We start from the raw sequence: 15,326 nt of genomic DNA on the forward strand, positions 1-15,326 counted from the left end.
CAATATACCCATATCCAGCCCCCCTATCATGATTTTCCGGCCCTACTTACGCCTCTCCACCCAGTATCAGGGATGGTTTATTTTCCATAATACCCGGATCTGGGCACATAAATCGGTTGAAAACGAGTTCCTATATTCTCTATTTTACCTTGTTCTTTCAAACGTTGTATATGACGCGATGCCATAATTTGAGTAAACTGGCAAATGGATTGTAAATTACGCCGAATCAAGACTTGGTGAATAGTGAAAAACTCCGTCAAACGCCGATCAATTTCTTCCTCTGAAAGGACAGCCGAATGGCACTTCCATTTCGAACGTTGTATATGCATGTCATATAATTCACCTTTGAGTTCTTTATCCGCCTGAAAACGAATAGCTTTGAAAGAAACTTTATCAGAACGTGTCTTAACATCATATACCGGTTCTGTAGTCTGCAACGTCACCTGAAAATATCCTATCCCTTTCAAATGTACACGTTCACCATTTTTAAGATGAGAGCTCATGAAATGACTTAATGACATCAGAACGCCTTCAACCTCTGCCTCACCGAACGTTGTAGCTCTATGAATTTCAGCTGCCAAATATTCAGTACTCACAGAATTGAAGTTAACAACTCGGGGATGATATTGCTCTTCCTCTCCTTCTTCTCCCGTTCCAGGATTCTTATAAAACTCAAATTGTACTGCCATCTTTACGGTTATATATTAGTTTCTCCTTCATAAGGACACCGACATCCTCACCATTTCTCACCAACATCCTTGTAGTTTATTACCAACATCAGTAACCTCTCACTAAAATGATGAGACATTATCACCCGAATGAGAAGCCCTTTTCACCTCGATGACAAGCTCTTCTCACCCTAGTGAAAAGTATAAGTAAAATCGTCAAATATACAAAAATAACAAGTAGAAAACAAGTAAAGATTAGATTATTAATCAAGACCGATGCAACGCTTCAATCAATAACGTTATATTGGCCGTAAACAACCTTACAGAAATAGCCAATAAGATGATACCAAAAAACTTACGAATAATATAGATACCACCTTTTCCCAAGAAACGTTCTACACGACCAGTCATACTCACTACAAAGTAAACCCAAATCATGTTCAATACTAAAGCTATAATGATATTAACACTGGCATATTCCGCCCGAAGAGAAAGCAAAGTAGTGAAAGCTCCGGCACCTGCCAACAAAGGAAAGACAAGCGGCACCAAAGTAGCTTCTTTGATAGGACCCTGATTTTTGAAAATCTCAATATCCAAAATCATCTCCAAAGACATGAGGAAGATAACAAACGCACCGGCAACTGCAAACGATTCGATATCTACATGGAAGAGTTTCAGCATCATATCTCCTGCATAGAAAAATCCGATCAGCAAAACAAAAGAGATGACGGTAGCTTTCATTGCATTCACATCTTTCCCCTTTTCTTTCAGGTTAATTATAATAGGTATAGAGCCGATAATGTCTATCACGGCAAAAAGTACGATAAACGCACTAACCATCTGTTGCCAATTGAAGCCTGCAAACATAATTTCCTCCTTTTTTTCTGCAAATATACTCTATTTTTATACATTCAAACAATAAAAAAAACAAAAAGAAGGGTCAGATATTGACAGCCGTGTTGTATTATGAGTAAATTTGTACGATTAACAAGAGATTACAACATATGGAAACAATGTTCGACACTTTGCTCCAATTGCCTTTATTTCAAGGTCTTTGTCATGAAGATTTCACAAGTATTCTGGATAAGGTCAAGCTACACTTTATCAAGCATAAAGTGGGAGAAACTATCATTGAGAGTGGTAGTCCGTGTAAACAACTCTGCTTCCTGTTAAAAGGCGAGATTTCTATCGTCACAAATTCCAAAGAAAATATATACACCGTCATTGAACAGATGGAAGCACCTTACCTGCTGGAACCACAGTCGTTGTTTGGCATGAACACCCATTACACTTCTGCTTATGTGGCACATACAGAAGCGCATACTGTCAGTATCAGCAAAGCATTTGTACTTAGCGACCTGTTCAAATATGAAATATTCCGGCTCAACTATATGAATATCGTAAGTAACCGGGCACAAAATCTTTACTCCCGCTTATGGGAAGAGCCGACACAGGATTTAACAGAGAAAATCATTCGCTTTTTTCTGTTGCATTGTGAAAAGATTCAGGGAGAAAAGATATTCAAAATGAAGATGGACGATCTTGCCCGCTACTTAGATGACACCCGGCTGAATACTTCAAAAGCACTCAATGAGCTACAAGACAAAGGATTATTAGAATTACGCCGGAAAGAGATTCTTATTCCGGATGCACAGAAGCTGGTAAGCGAATAGATACGGACTGGCTCATTATAAAAAGACCTATTCATCATAAAAATAGCCTCAACAGGAATTCCTATTGAGGCTATTTTTAGATTATAAAGTGTTATTATTCCCACTCAATGGTTGCTGGTGGTTTAGAACTGATATCATAGGTTACACGGTTCACTCCCTTCACCTTATTAATAATATCATTCGATACCTTACCCATAAATTCATAAGGCAGATGCGCCCAGTCGGCTGTCATGGCATCTGTAGATGTCACAGCACGTAAAGCAACTGCTCTTTCGTACGTACGTTCATCTCCCATCACGCCTACAGACTGTACTGGCAACAAGATAACTCCTGCCTGCCATACTTTATCATACAATCCCCAGTCACGCAATCCCTGAATAAAAATATCGTCAGCATCCTGCAGGATACGTACTTTTTCAGGAGTAATATCACCCAGAATACGCACTGCCAGCCCCGGTCCCGGGAACGGATGGCGGGTAATCAGATGTTCCGGCATACCCAACTCACGACCTACCCGACGAACTTCATCCTTAAACAACAAACGAAGTGGCTCACACAATTTCAGATTCATCTTTTCAGGAAGTCCACCTACATTATGATGGCTCTTAATCACTGTACCCGTGATAGACAATGACTCGATGCAATCCGGATAGATTGTACCTTGAGCCAGCCATTTCACGTCTTTTATCTTATGAGCTTCTACATCGAACACATCAATGAAACCCTTACCTATAATCTTACGTTTAGCTTCCGGTTCGGCCACACCAGCCAGTTCCGTAAAGAACTTTTCGCTGGCATCAACGCCAATCACATTCAAACCAAGACATTCGTAGTCTTTCATCACATTCTTGAACTCATTCTTACGCAGCATACCATGATCTACAAAGATACAAGTCAAGTTCTTGCCGATAGCTTTATTCAGCAGCACTGCCGCAACCGATGAATCGACTCCACCACTCAAACCGAGAACAACCTTATCATCACCCAACTGTTCTTTCAGTTCGGCAACCGTGCTCTCAATAAAAGAAGCCGGCGACCAGTCTTGCTTGCAGCCGCAAACATCTACCACAAAGTTCTTCAGGATTTGAGTTCCGTCTTCACTATGGAATACTTCCGGATGGAACTGAACACCCCATACCTGCTCCCCTTCTATCTGATAAGCAGCAATCTCTACTTTATCTGTTGAAGCTATTTTCTTGAAATTATCAGGAATAGCAGTAATCGTATCTCCATGACTCATCCACACCTGCGACTCCTCACGCACTCCTTTAAACAGTACATTACCTTTGCAGAAAGAAGCCAAATGAGCACGTCCATACTCACGCGTTCCGGCCGGTTCCACTTTTCCGCCATTGGTATATGACAGATACTGTGCACCATAACAAATACCCAATATCGGATATTTACCACGAATTTCACTCAAATCTACTTTGAAAGCATCTTTATCGTAAACCGAAAAAGGGCTTCCGGAGAGAATGACTCCTTTAATAGTCGGGTCTTCTTTAGGAAACTTGTTATAAGGAACGATTTCACAATACGTATCCAATTCACGTACACGGCGACCTATGAGCTGTGTTGTCTGCGAACCGAAATCAAGAATTATTATTTTTTCCTGCATATCAATGGTTGGATTTTGAATAAATTGAGTTGCAAAAGTAGAAAAAAGTACGCAATCTATATTAATAATGAAGAGAAAAATAAAGGAGATTCACAAGTTTACACCTGAAATCTCCTTCATTTTAATTAGAATCAATTATTTTTTTCTTTCAGCAAATCACGTATCTCCGTCAACAAAACTTCTTCTTTCGTTGGCGCAGGAGGAGTTGGAGGAGCAGCCGCTACTTCTGCCTGTTTTTTAGTTGTCAGTTTCGTAATCAAACGTATAAATAAAAATATAGCAAAAGCGATAATCAGAAAATCAAAGGTGGCCTGCAGAAACTGGCCATAATCCAATGTTACAGCCGGAGCTATCTCCTTACCGTCGGCACCGATCTCTGCCGCTTTCATCACCCATTTCAAATCCGTAAAGTTCACACCGCCAACCAATAAACCAATCGGAGGCATAATAACATTAGCAACCAATGATGATACGATTTTTCCAAACGCACCACCAATAACAACACCGACAGCCATGTCTATGACGTTACCTTTCATGGCAAACGCCTTAAAGTCCTGTAAAAATGTACTCTTTCCCATCTTTTTTCAATATTTAATGTGAATTTAATGCGCGAATATAAAAACATTTTTGTAATTTTGCACCGCATTTGAAAATAAAACAAGTGCGGAGGTAGAGAGATATTTGAACAAATATTATAAAACCCTTAAAAGTTTAAACAAAATGATTAAAGTAGGTATTAATGGATTCGGACGTATCGGACGTTTCGTTTTCCGCGCTGCAATGACAAGAAACGATATTCAAATCGTAGGTATCAATGACCTTTGCCCGGTTGATTACTTGGCTTACATGCTGAAGTATGATACAATGCACGGTCAATTCGACGGTACTATCGAAGCAGATGTTGAAAACAGCAAATTGATCGTTAACGGTCAAGCTATCCGTATCACAGCTGAAAGAAATCCGGCTGACTTGAAATGGAACGAAGTAGGTGCAGAATACGTTGTTGAATCTACAGGTTTGTTCTTGAGCAAAGACAAAGCTCAGGCTCACATCGAAGCTGGTGCAAAATATGTTGTAATGTCAGCTCCTTCTAAAGATGACACTCCGATGTTCGTTTGCGGTGTAAACGAAAAAACATACGTAAAAGGTACTCAATTTGTATCTAACGCTTCTTGTACTACTAACTGTTTGGCTCCTATCGCTAAAGTATTGAACGACAAGTTCGGTATCCTTGACGGTTTGATGACTACAGTTCATTCTACAACTGCTACTCAGAAAACAGTTGACGGTCCTTCTATGAAAGACTGGAGAGGTGGTCGTGCTGCTTCTGGCAACATCATCCCTTCTTCTACTGGTGCTGCTAAAGCTGTAGGTAAAGTAATCCCTGCATTGAACGGCAAATTGACTGGTATGTCTATGCGTGTTCCGACTTTGGACGTATCTGTAGTTGACTTGACAGTTAACTTGGCTAAACCGGCTACTTACGCTGAAATCTGCGCTGCAATGAAAGAAGCTTCTGAAGGCGAATTGAAAGGTATCCTGGGTTACACTGAAGATGCAGTAGTTTCTTCTGACTTCTTAGGTGACGCTCGTACTTCTATCTTCGACGCTAAAGCAGGTATCGCTTTGACTGATACTTTCGTTAAAGTTGTATCTTGGTATGACAACGAAATCGGTTACTCTAACAAAGTTCTTGACTTGATCGCTCACATGGCATCAGTTAACGCTTAATTAGAAGCTTGAACCATATAGAAAACCGCTGCGGGAAACCGTAGCGGTTTTTTTATACATTTCATTTTATATATTGTTAAAAAGCAACGTGTTATCCGTCGAATAAGCGACAATTTTAGTAGCTTTGTACTTCTATGGAGAGATTATTAATAACATTGATACTAGTTTGCACTATGAGCAATATAACAAACGCCCAGAATCCTTTCTACGGGCAATACCATACGCCGCACGGAACCGTGCCGTTCGACCGGATTGAAACTGAACATTATGAGCCTGCTATCCTCGAAGGAATCAAGCTGCAAAATGCTGAAATAGAGGCTATCATACAGAATCCGGAAAAGGCTGATTTTAGCAATACGATAGAAGCTTTCGAAGCATCAGGGGAATTACTGGATAAAGTAGTTGCCGTCTTCGGTAATATGTTGAGCGCAGAAACGAATGACGATCTGCAAGAACTCGCTCAAAAGATTATGCCGTTGCTTAGTGAACACAGCAATAATATCACACTGAATGAAAAGTTATTCGCACGTGTGAAAGAAGTGTATAACCAAAAAGAGACTTTGCAACTGACACAGGAACAAAAACAGTTACTGGAAAATGCATACAACAGTTTTGTTCGTCATGGTGCCAATTTGGAAGGAGAAGCGCGGGAAGAGTACCGCCGCCTGACTAACGAGTTGAGTAAACTGACGCTTACTTTCAGTGAAAACAATCTGAAAGAAACAAATGCCTATCAGATGCTATTGACAAAAAAGGAAAGTCTCGCCGGATTACCCGAAATTATCATAGAAGCTGCTGCTGAAACAGCCAAGAGCGAAGAAAAAGAAGGATGGGCGTTCACGCTTCATGCTCCAAGCTACGTTCCTTTCATGACGTATTCCGACAACCGTGATTTACGCCAGAAATTGTATATGGCTTACAATACAAAATGTACGCACGATAACGAATTCAATAATATCGATATCGTAAAAAATATAGCTAATACACGTATGAAAATAGCCCAGCTATTGGGATACAAAGATTATGCGGAATACACGCTAAAGAAAAGAATGGCTGAAAACAGTGAGTCTGTATACAAACTGCTCAACCAACTGCTGGAAGCATACGCTCCTACCGCACAACAAGAATACAAAGAAATACAAGAACTGGCCCGCGAAGAGCAGGGAGATGATTTCGTTGTAATGCCTTGGGACTGGAGTTATTACTCAAACAAACTGAAAGACAAAAAATTCAATATCAATGAAGAAATGCTCCGTCCTTACTTCGAATTGGAACAAGTGAAAAAAGGAGTGTTTGGACTAGCTGAAAAGTTATATGGAATTACTTTCCGGAAAAATACAGAGATTCCGGTTTACCATAAAGAAGTGGAAGCCTTTGAAGTATTTGATAAAGACGGAAAATTCTTAGCCGTCTTATATACTGACTTCCACCCGCGTTTAGGTAAGCGCGCCGGAGCTTGGATGACGAGTTACAAAGACCAATGGATAGATAAAAAGACTGGCGAAAACAGCCGTCCGCATGTATCCGTTGTGATGAACTTTACCAAGCCAACCGAGAATAAGCCTGCTTTATTAACATTCAATGAAGTAGAAACATTCTTGCATGAGTTCGGACATAGCCTGCATGGTATGTTTGCCAATTCCACCTACAGAAGTTTAAGCGGAACCAATGTATATTGGGACTTTGTGGAGCTTCCTTCGCAGATTATGGAGAACTTCGCCATAGAGAAAGATTTCCTCAATACATTTGCCCGTCATTATCAGACAGGAGAAGTTTTACCGGATGAATTAATAAAACGTCTTATAGACGCTTCTAATTTTAATATTGCTTATGCTTGTCTGCGGCAACTAAGTTTCGGTTTACTTGATATGGCGTGGTATACTCGTAATACTCCTTTTGAAGGAGACGTGAAAGCTTATGAACAGGAAGCCTGGAAGGATGCACAAATATTGCCGGTTGTACCGGAAGCTTGCATGAGTACGCAGTTTTCCCATATCTTTGCTGGTGGATATGCTGCCGGATACTATAGTTATAAATGGGCGGAAGTACTGGATGCTGACGCTTTCTCATTGTTCAAGCAAAAAGGAATATTCAATCAGGAAGTTGCAGACTCGTTCCGCAATAATATTCTGTCGAAAGGAGGAACGGAACATCCAATGGTACTTTATAAACGTTTCCGCGGGCAGGAACCAAGTATTGATGCTTTATTAATCAGAAATGGGATAAAGAAATAAGTATTAAGTATAAGGTATTAAGTATTAAACATAACCGTATGAAGAAGAATATCTATAAAATAGTAGGATTATTACTATTGCTTCCTTTATTTTCAGGGTGTAATGATTCGGACGATGTAGCCGCTATCTTTACAGGAAAAACGTGGAAACTAAATTATATCACTGTGGATGGAGGTCATGAGATGTTTGGTTTTTGGGAGAATGAGGAACAAGAAAAAGCAAGTATCAAAGAGCTTAATAAGAATGGTACATACAATATCGTATTTGATGGTACAGTAGATGGAGATGTTATGAACGGAAATATAAAAGGAACTGTCATTGCAACCAGTACTTTTGAAGGAAAATGGAGCGCCAATGCCAAAAACAACAGCTTTAAAGCTACTGTTACCACTGCAGGTAATTATGGTAACGACCAACTCGCCAGAAATTTTATAGAGGGGCTTAATGCTGCTACATCTTACGAAGGAGATAGTAATAACTTATACCTTTTATACAAACCGGCATCCGGTAAACAAACTTTCCGTATGGTTTTCCGGGTAGTTAGTAATAAATAGTAAACAACATGGACACTGAAAAGAAACAATTAGAACTTGACAAACGTTATATACGCATGGCCAGTATATGGGCTGAAAATTCCTATTGCCAACGCCGTAAAGTAGGAGCTTTAATTGTTAAAGATAAAATGATTATCTCCGATGGATATAACGGAACGCCTTCCGGTTTTGAGAATGTATGCGAAGATGAAAACAATCTGACAAAACCATACGTTCTGCATGCGGAAGCAAATGCCATTACCAAAATAGCACGTTCAAACAACAGTAGCGATGGTGCTACCATGTACGTCACCGCCTCTCCTTGCATCGAATGTGCGAAGTTAATCATACAGGCAGGAATCAAACGGGTAGTTTACTCCGAACATTATCGCCTGGAAGATGGAATTGAGTTATTAAAACGGGCGGGAATCGAAGTTATCTACACAGAATTAGATAACCATTCCTCTCCGAATAAATAAGAAGACGAACGTTTTAAAAAAGGAATAGACATGAGTACAAAAAACTCTTCACGTTTTACACCTGTCATCATAGCAGTCAGCGTGGTAGTCGGGATTCTTATCGGTACATTTTATGCCAAGCATTTTGCCGGCAACCGTTTGGGTATTATCAACGGTTCCTCCAATAAGCTAAACGCATTGTTACGCATTGTAGACGATCAATATGTCGACACCGTAAACATGGCCGATTTAGTGGAAAAAGCCATGCCGCAGATTCTGGCCGAATTAGATCCACATTCAACTTATATCCCTGCTCAAAATCTCGAAGAAGTCAACTCGGAACTGGAAGGTAGCTTTAGCGGAATCGGTATCCAGTTTACCATACAGAACGACACCATTCATGTGAATGCAGTCGTTCAGGGTGGCCCTTCTGAAAAGATAGGATTGATGGCGGGCGACCGTATTGTTACCGTGGACGACAGTTTGTTTGTCGGTAAGAAAGTAACTAACGAACGGGCTATGCGCACTCTGAAAGGTCCGAAAGGTTCACAAGTGAAATTAGGAATCAAACGAACAGGAGAAAAAGACTTATTGCATTTCAACATTACCCGTGGAGACATTCCTCAAAATACCGTTGATGCAGCTTATATGCTAAACGATGACATAGGTTACGTGAAAGTCAGCAAATTCGGTCGTACCAGTCATGTAGAATTGTTGAATGCACTGGCACAACTCAACCATAAAAAATGCAAAGGTCTAATCATTGACCTCCGCGGTAACACCGGAGGATATATGGAGGCTGCCATCCGCATGGTGAATGAGTTCCTGCCCGAAGGCAAATTAATCGTATACACTCAAGGCCGTAAATATCCACGTGCAGAAGAATTCGCCAACGGCACAGGTAGCTGTCAGAAAATGCCACTCGTCGTATTGATTGACGAAGGTTCTGCTTCTGCCAGTGAAATCTTCACCGGAGCTATTCAGGATAACGACCGGGGTACAGTTGTAGGACGCCGTTCCTTTGGTAAGGGGCTTGTGCAACAACCGATCGACTTCAGTGATGGTTCGGCTATCCGCCTGACAATCGCCCGCTACTACACTCCATCCGGACGCTGCATCCAACGCCCATACGAAAGCGGTAAAGATCGTAACTACGAACTGGATTTATATACCCGTTACGAACATGGGGAATTTTTCTCACGCGACAGTATCAAGCAGAATGAGAGCGAACGCTATAACACCAGCCTGGGACGTACTGTTTATGGCGGTGGTGGTATCATGCCGGATATATTCGTACCGCAAGATACAACGGGAGTCACCTCTTATCTTTCTACTGTTATCAACCGGGGACTGACTATTCAATTCACATTCCAGTACACCGACAATAACCGGAAGAAACTTAGCCAATATGAAACAGAGGAAGAATTGCTGAATTATCTTCGTCATCAGGGATTGGTAGAACAGTTTGTCCGTTTTGCCGACAGCAAAGGAGTGAAAAGAAGAAATATCCTCATTCAGAAGTCATACAAACTTTTGGAGAAGAACCTCTTTGGTAACATCATCTACAATATGCTTGGACTGGAAGCTTATCTTCAATATTTTAACAAGACAGATGCTACCGTCATTAAAGGCATTGAGATACTCGAAAAAGGAGAAGCTTTCCCAAAAGCTCCGGTAGCCGTTGAAGAGGAAGAAGTGACGAAGGACAAAAAAGATGGAAAGAAAAAAAGAACTGCGCAAGCGTATAGCATTACTGAAGACCCAGCACGCGGATTCGACTATGCGAAAGCTGCAATCAGCTAACATACTGACCGCCCTTGAAGCCCACCCGGCTTTCAGGGCGGCCAATACCGTACTACTGTACCATTCGCTAAATGACGAAGTAGACACACATGAGTTTATCCGAAAATGGAGCAATAAGAAACGAATCTTGCTCCCCGTAGTGGTAGGCGATGATTTGGAGCTTCGGATATATACCGGGCCTGAAAATATGTCAATTTGCGGTGTCTATGGTATAGAAGAACCAACCGGGGAAGCATTCACAGACTATGCAGCCATCGATTTCATCGTCGTTCCCGGAGTCGCTTTCGACGCAAAAGGTAATCGTTTGGGACGAGGAAAAGGATACTACGACCGCCTCTTGCCACGCATACCAACAGCTTACAAAGCTGGGATTTGTTTCCCATTTCAATTAGTAGAAGAAGTTCCTGCGGAATCATTCGACGTCCGCATGGATATAATTATAACAATCAATGAAGACGAATTATCACACCCATACCACCCGCTGCCATCATGCGACAGGGAGTGACGAAGAATTTGTTTTAAGTGCCATCAAAGGCGGCTATCAAGAAATAGGCTTTTCAGACCACACTCCGTGGAAATACCACACCAATTATATCTCCGACATCCGCATGCTCCCTGAAGAGTTGCCGGGGTATGTGGAAAGCCTCCGTTCGCTACAAGAAAAATACAAGAATCAAATCAGTATAAAAATAGGATTGGAATGTGAATACTTTCCTGAATATATACACTGGTTAAAAGGAATCATCAAAGAATATAAGCTGGATTACATCATCTTCGGAAATCACCATTTTCATACAGATGAGAAGTTTCCCTATTTCGGCCGGAATACAGATTCGGTAGACATGCTCGAGCTCTACGAAGAGAGTGCTATTGAAGGGATGGAAAGCGGACTATTTGCCTACCTTGCCCATCCGGATTTATTCATGCGTTCCTACCCGGAATTCGATCATCATTGCAAACTGGTCAGCAGACATATCTGCCGGACAGCAGCACGGTTAAACCTACCGTTGGAATATAATCTTGGTTATGAAGAGTATAATGACATTCATGGAATCACCACCATTCCTTACCCGGATTTCTGGAAAGTAGCCGCCCATGAAGGTTGTACCGCTATCATCGGTGTAGATGCTCACAATAATCAATATCTGGAAAATCCTTTTTATTACAGCCGTGCAACCGAAACACTTCGCAAGCTGGGTATAAAGGTTATAGACAGAATCCCTTTCCTCAACGAAAAATAATGTTTGTAATAACCATAGCACCGACTCTCTGATTGAGTGTGCGCACCAATACCTCACGCCCCATCATCAACTCCTGCCGGAGAGCAGCAGAAGTAAGATGCACATACAATGTCTGATTACGAATATAAAGATTGCTGGTATAAGCCGCCGCCGGTCCTAAGACTTGAGGCCAGGCATCCAACAGTCTTTGTTCGTTCAGCGGAGACTCCAAACTCTCCTGACGAAGAAACTGTTGAATCAGTTTTCCTATTTGTTCGGCATCATTGCGCTTCATCGTCAGCCTCCATTTCTTGAATTGTACCCTCTTCTACACGAAATATCTTATAATCACTACCTACCTTATGTAAAATACGGTCCAGATGCCCCCGGTTCGTATCCGTTATAAATATCTGCCCGAAATTGTCTCCGCCCACTAACTTCACTATTTGCTCTACGCGGGAAGCATCCAGTTTATCAAAAATATCATCTAATAATAATAAAGGAACAGTTCTGCCCGTACGTTTCAAGAAATCAAACTGTGCCAGTTTTAACGCCACCAGATATGTCTTATTCTGTCCCTGCGAGCCTTCTTTCTTTATCGGAAATTCGCCCAACAGCATATTTAACTCATCCTTATGAATCCCCCGCAAAGAGAACCCCATTATCTTATCCCGCTCCCTGCTCTGCTTCAACACTTCCAACAAAGAAGCATCCCGTGCATGAGACTCATAAGATAATCCCACAGCCTCTTTATCCTGCGAAATAAAAGAATAGAAAGATTGGAAAATAGGAATAAACTCCCGGATAAACGCTTCACGCTTCCGGAAAACGATTTCACCGGCTTGAGACATCATTTCCTCCCATACAAGAAACAATTCTTCCTCCACCGGGAACTCACTCTTCAGCAATGTGTTACGCTGCGCCAATGCTTTATTATACCGTATCAGTGCTTCAAGATATTCTTTATCATACTGCGAAATCACTACATCCATAAACCGGCGACGTTCATCACTCCCTCCGGCTATCAATTCAGAATCGGCAGGTGAAACCATCACCAAAGGCAGGAAGCCGATGTGATCCGAGAAACGACTATATTCTTTCTTATTCCGTTTAAATTGTTTCTTCGAACGGCGTTTCATTCCACAATAAATCTCTTCAGGAGTTCCGTCCTCCGCTTCATAGAAACCCTGGATGACAAAGAAGTCTTGTTCATGACGAATATTCTGCGAATCAATCGGATTGCCGGAACTTTTACAGAAGGATAAGAAATACACTGCATCCAGCAGATTCGTCTTCCCCATCCCATTCAGTCCAAAAAAACAATTCAGTTTGGCAGAGAATCCCAGCTCCACCTCTTCCAGATTCTTATAATTTAATATAGATATTCGTTTCAGTATCATTGTGCACACGTTAATTTGTTCACAAAAGTAGCAAGATTTTCGTGGTTTTCGGGTGTAAAACAAAAAAAGATGCTTCTAAATTTCGTTTGTAGATATAAAAAAACTACTTTTGCGAGTCGAAATATCAAACTGTGAATAATAACAAAAAGAATCATATAAAATGGCAGAACAAAAGAATCAGAACGAACATCTGAACGTAGAAGATGCACTGACACAATCGGAAGCATTTCTTATCAAGTACAAAAACGCAATTATTGGCGGTGTTGTTGCTGTGATTATTATTGTAGCAGGTTTTATCATGTACAAAAACCTCTATGCTGAACCACGTGAAGAAAAAGCACAAGCAGCTCTTTTCAAAGGACAGGAATACTTTGAACAGGATGCTTTTGAACAGGCTTTAAACGGTGACAGCATCGGTTACACAGGTTTCCTGAAAGTAGCTGATGAGTACAGCGGAACAAAAGCTGCTAATTTGGCAAAAGCTTATGCTGGTATTTGCTACGCACAACTTGGCAAATATGAAGAAGCAGTGAAGATGCTAGATAGCTTCAATGGAAAAGACCAAATGGTTGCTCCGGCAATCTTGGGTGCTGCAGGTAACTGCTATGCACAACTTGGCCAACTGGACAAAGCTGCCTCTACTTTACTGTCGGCAGCAGACAAAGCTGACAACAACACATTAAGCCCGATTTTCCTGATACAAGCCGGAGAAATCCTGGTAAAACAAGGAAAATATGACGATGCAGTAAACGCTTACACTAAGATCAAGGATAAATACTTCCAGTCTTATCAAGCTATGGACATCGACAAATATATCGAACAGGCTAAATTGATGAAAAAATAATACCTTATTATATAAGGAGATCGAGGCACGGATTACACCGGATTAAGCGGATTATCTATTAAAACCGTGGAATCCGTGAAATCCGTGCCTTTCTTCTTAATTTCCCATACTTTCAAACTTCATTTTATAATTCTCAACTTTTAATTTACTATGGCAACAGCTTACCATAACTTATCCGAATATGATTTCAATTCCGTTCCGAATGCAGAAGCAATGAAATTTGGCATTGTCGTATCCGAATGGAACTTCAATATTACCGGTGCTTTACTGAAAGGCGCAGTCGATACATTAAAAAAACATGGAGCAAAAGACGAAAATATTCTGGTAAAAACTGTACCGGGAAGTTTCGAACTAACTTTTGGCGCCAATCAAATGATGGAAAATTGCGATCTTGATGCAATTATTGCAATTGGTTGCGTAATTAAAGGAGATACTCCACATTTTGATTATGTTTGTATGGGAGCAACCCAGGGAATTACCGAATTAAACGCAACTGGCGATATACCAGTTATTTACGGATTAATTACCACAAATACAATGGAGCAAGCAGAGGATCGTGCCGGTGGCAAACTGGGTAACAAAGGAGACGAATGTGCAATTACTGCAATAAAAATGATCGATTTTGTTTGGAGTTTAAATAAATAGTTGTATCTTTGCACCGCAATTGAGAAACAAACCTCCTCAAAAGCAAAAAAGGGCAAATACCAGAGTGGCCAAATGGGGCAGACTGTAAATCTGCTGTCTTTCGACTTCGGTGGTTCGAATCCATCTTTGCCCACAAAAATTGCGGAAGTAGCTCAGTTGATAGAGCATTAGCCTTCCAAGCTGAGGGTCGCGGGTTTGAGCCCCGTCTTCCGCTCTCCAAAGAGAATCTGAGAAATTAGATTCTCTTTTTTTTGTTTTACTTTAGACCGCTAAGATTATGAAACGGCGGCATATCCCTAAAAATTAATTCATTCCGGTACGGAAATGCGGCTCAGTCTGAAAACGGCTCAGTCTGAAAACTTGGGGGATTGCGTTAAAATGGCTCAGTCTGAAACCTTGGGGGATTGCGTTAAAATTCTTATTTTTGCATCATGAAAACATCCTCTTCCCAAACGATTGATCCTGTTGCTTCTTTAAGCTTGTTCTTGCCTTCAGGAAT

General features: G+C 41.0%; 16 protein-coding genes and 2 tRNA genes. 12 read left to right on the forward strand and 6 right to left on the reverse strand.

Annotation, left to right across the window (positions count from 1 at the left end; all coding sequences use genetic code 11):
* Nucleotides 1-77: 77 nt before the first annotated feature.
* Together LPH68_RS14025 and LPH68_RS14030 are read right to left on the reverse strand one after the other, a co-directional pair.
* Entirely contained in the window at nt 78-689 is a 612-nt protein-coding gene (locus LPH68_RS14025) for an HU family DNA-binding protein (RefSeq protein ID WP_151923850.1), read from the reverse strand.
* Between the two features lie 246 nt (nt 690-935).
* Nucleotides 936-1,535, reverse strand: a complete 600-nt coding sequence (locus LPH68_RS14030) for a MarC family protein (RefSeq protein ID WP_004316176.1) — start codon at nt 1,533-1,535, stop codon at nt 936-938.
* 137 nt (nt 1,536-1,672) lie between these two features.
* Between LPH68_RS14030 and LPH68_RS14035 the strand changes: the two genes are divergently transcribed.
* A complete protein-coding gene (locus LPH68_RS14035) occupies nt 1,673-2,341 on the forward strand; it encodes a Crp/Fnr family transcriptional regulator (protein ID WP_074708558.1) in 669 nt (222 codons plus the stop codon).
* 94 nt (nt 2,342-2,435) lie between these two features.
* Here the strand turns inward: LPH68_RS14035 and guaA are convergent, their stop codons facing one another.
* Nucleotides 2,436-3,959 carry a glutamine-hydrolyzing GMP synthase gene (gene guaA / locus LPH68_RS14040; RefSeq protein WP_074708561.1) on the reverse strand — a complete coding sequence of 508 codons (1,524 nt, stop codon included), beginning with the start codon at nt 3,957-3,959 and terminating at the stop codon, nt 2,436-2,438.
* Nucleotides 3,960-4,090: 131 nt separating this feature from the next.
* Entirely contained in the window at nt 4,091-4,537 is a 447-nt protein-coding gene (mscL, locus tag LPH68_RS14045) for a large-conductance mechanosensitive channel protein MscL (protein WP_004316173.1), read from the reverse strand.
* A gap of 142 nt (nt 4,538-4,679) precedes the next feature.
* Between mscL and gap the strand changes: the two genes are divergently transcribed.
* From gap to LPH68_RS14080, 7 genes are all read left to right on the forward strand, one after another.
* Complete coding sequence (gene gap, locus LPH68_RS14050) at nt 4,680-5,690, forward strand: type I glyceraldehyde-3-phosphate dehydrogenase (protein WP_004316172.1); 1,011 nt, start codon at nt 4,680-4,682, stop codon at nt 5,688-5,690.
* Between the two features lie 173 nt (nt 5,691-5,863).
* Nucleotides 5,864-7,924 carry a M3 family metallopeptidase gene (locus tag LPH68_RS14055; protein WP_074708564.1) on the forward strand — a complete coding sequence of 687 codons (2,061 nt, stop codon included), beginning with the start codon at nt 5,864-5,866 and terminating at the stop codon, nt 7,922-7,924.
* Between the two features lie 38 nt (nt 7,925-7,962).
* On the forward strand, nt 7,963-8,478 hold the full coding sequence (locus LPH68_RS14060) for a DUF4847 family protein (protein WP_087318520.1): 516 nt from the start codon (nt 7,963-7,965) through the stop codon (nt 8,476-8,478).
* 8 nt (nt 8,479-8,486) lie between these two features.
* Entirely contained in the window at nt 8,487-8,936 is a 450-nt protein-coding gene (locus LPH68_RS14065) for a dCMP deaminase family protein (protein WP_008020857.1), read from the forward strand.
* 30 nt (nt 8,937-8,966) lie between these two features.
* Entirely contained in the window at nt 8,967-10,718 is a 1,752-nt protein-coding gene (locus LPH68_RS14070) for a S41 family peptidase (protein ID WP_151923851.1), read from the forward strand.
* Nucleotides 10,696-11,223: a 5-formyltetrahydrofolate cyclo-ligase gene (locus tag LPH68_RS14075; RefSeq protein ID WP_004316167.1), complete on the forward strand. Its 528-nt coding sequence runs from the start codon at nt 10,696-10,698 to the stop codon at nt 11,221-11,223. The genes LPH68_RS14070 and LPH68_RS14075 overlap by 23 nt, the downstream gene beginning before the upstream one ends.
* A complete protein-coding gene (locus LPH68_RS14080; RefSeq protein ID WP_008771137.1) occupies nt 11,168-11,959 on the forward strand; it encodes a histidinol-phosphatase in 792 nt (263 codons plus the stop codon). Before LPH68_RS14075 ends, LPH68_RS14080 begins: the two co-directional genes overlap by 56 nt.
* Here the strand turns inward: LPH68_RS14080 and LPH68_RS14085 are convergent.
* Nucleotides 11,946-12,233, reverse strand: a complete 288-nt coding sequence (locus LPH68_RS14085) for a DUF721 domain-containing protein (RefSeq protein ID WP_004316165.1) — start codon at nt 12,231-12,233, stop codon at nt 11,946-11,948. The genes LPH68_RS14080 and LPH68_RS14085 overlap by 14 nt on opposite strands.
* Nucleotides 12,220-13,338 carry a DNA replication/repair protein RecF gene (locus LPH68_RS14090; protein ID WP_008645622.1) on the reverse strand — a complete coding sequence of 373 codons (1,119 nt, stop codon included), beginning with the start codon at nt 13,336-13,338 and terminating at the stop codon, nt 12,220-12,222. The genes LPH68_RS14085 and LPH68_RS14090 overlap by 14 nt, the downstream gene beginning before the upstream one ends.
* A 160-nt stretch (nt 13,339-13,498) precedes the next feature.
* Here LPH68_RS14090 and LPH68_RS14095 point away from each other — a divergent pair, with 160 nt between their 5' ends.
* The 4 genes from LPH68_RS14095 to LPH68_RS14110 all read left to right on the forward strand — a co-directional run bounded on the left by LPH68_RS14095 (nt 13,499) and on the right by LPH68_RS14110 (nt 15,041).
* Nucleotides 13,499-14,182, forward strand: a complete 684-nt coding sequence (locus LPH68_RS14095) for a tetratricopeptide repeat protein (RefSeq protein WP_004316163.1) — start codon at nt 13,499-13,501, stop codon at nt 14,180-14,182.
* Nucleotides 14,183-14,332: 150 nt separating this feature from the next.
* Nucleotides 14,333-14,827: a 6,7-dimethyl-8-ribityllumazine synthase gene (gene ribH / locus LPH68_RS14100; protein ID WP_004301766.1), complete on the forward strand. Its 495-nt coding sequence runs from the start codon at nt 14,333-14,335 to the stop codon at nt 14,825-14,827.
* 50 nt (nt 14,828-14,877) lie between these two features.
* A tRNA-Tyr gene (locus tag LPH68_RS14105) sits at nt 14,878-14,960 on the forward strand.
* 8 nt (nt 14,961-14,968) lie between these two features.
* A tRNA-Gly gene (locus LPH68_RS14110) sits at nt 14,969-15,041 on the forward strand.
* Nucleotides 15,042-15,326 lie beyond the last annotated feature (285 nt).

Source organism: Bacteroides sp. 1_1_30, from assembly GCF_020982715.1.
GTDB classification, from domain to species: domain Bacteria; phylum Bacteroidota; class Bacteroidia; order Bacteroidales; family Bacteroidaceae; genus Bacteroides; species Bacteroides xylanisolvens.

Excerpts from the sequence above, each read along its gene's own strand:
- LPH68_RS14080 (WP_008771137.1), top strand. The coding sequence starts at position 11,168 with ATGAAGACGAATTATCACACCCATACCACCCGCTGCCATCATGCGACA.
- LPH68_RS14055 (WP_074708564.1), top strand. The coding sequence starts at position 5,864 with ATGAGCAATATAACAAACGCCCAGAATCCTTTCTACGGGCAATACCAT.
- LPH68_RS14065 (WP_008020857.1), top strand. The coding sequence starts at position 8,487 with ATGGACACTGAAAAGAAACAATTAGAACTTGACAAACGTTATATACGC.
- gap (WP_004316172.1), top strand. The coding sequence starts at position 4,680 with ATGATTAAAGTAGGTATTAATGGATTCGGACGTATCGGACGTTTCGTT.
- LPH68_RS14075 (WP_004316167.1), top strand. The coding sequence starts at position 10,696 with ATGCGAAAGCTGCAATCAGCTAACATACTGACCGCCCTTGAAGCCCAC.
- LPH68_RS14035 (WP_074708558.1), top strand. The coding sequence starts at position 1,673 with ATGGAAACAATGTTCGACACTTTGCTCCAATTGCCTTTATTTCAAGGT.
- ribH (WP_004301766.1), top strand. The coding sequence starts at position 14,333 with ATGGCAACAGCTTACCATAACTTATCCGAATATGATTTCAATTCCGTT.
- LPH68_RS14090 (WP_008645622.1), bottom strand. The coding sequence starts at position 13,338 with ATGATACTGAAACGAATATCTATATTAAATTATAAGAATCTGGAAGAG.
- mscL (WP_004316173.1), bottom strand. The coding sequence starts at position 4,537 with ATGGGAAAGAGTACATTTTTACAGGACTTTAAGGCGTTTGCCATGAAA.
- LPH68_RS14095 (WP_004316163.1), top strand. The coding sequence starts at position 13,499 with ATGGCAGAACAAAAGAATCAGAACGAACATCTGAACGTAGAAGATGCA.
- LPH68_RS14025 (WP_151923850.1), bottom strand. The coding sequence starts at position 689 with ATGGCAGTACAATTTGAGTTTTATAAGAATCCTGGAACGGGAGAAGAA.
- LPH68_RS14070 (WP_151923851.1), top strand. The coding sequence starts at position 8,967 with ATGAGTACAAAAAACTCTTCACGTTTTACACCTGTCATCATAGCAGTC.
- LPH68_RS14060 (WP_087318520.1), top strand. The coding sequence starts at position 7,963 with ATGAAGAAGAATATCTATAAAATAGTAGGATTATTACTATTGCTTCCT.
- guaA (WP_074708561.1), bottom strand. The coding sequence starts at position 3,959 with ATGCAGGAAAAAATAATAATTCTTGATTTCGGTTCGCAGACAACACAG.
- LPH68_RS14085 (WP_004316165.1), bottom strand. The coding sequence starts at position 12,233 with ATGAAGCGCAATGATGCCGAACAAATAGGAAAACTGATTCAACAGTTT.
- LPH68_RS14030 (WP_004316176.1), bottom strand. The coding sequence starts at position 1,535 with ATGTTTGCAGGCTTCAATTGGCAACAGATGGTTAGTGCGTTTATCGTA.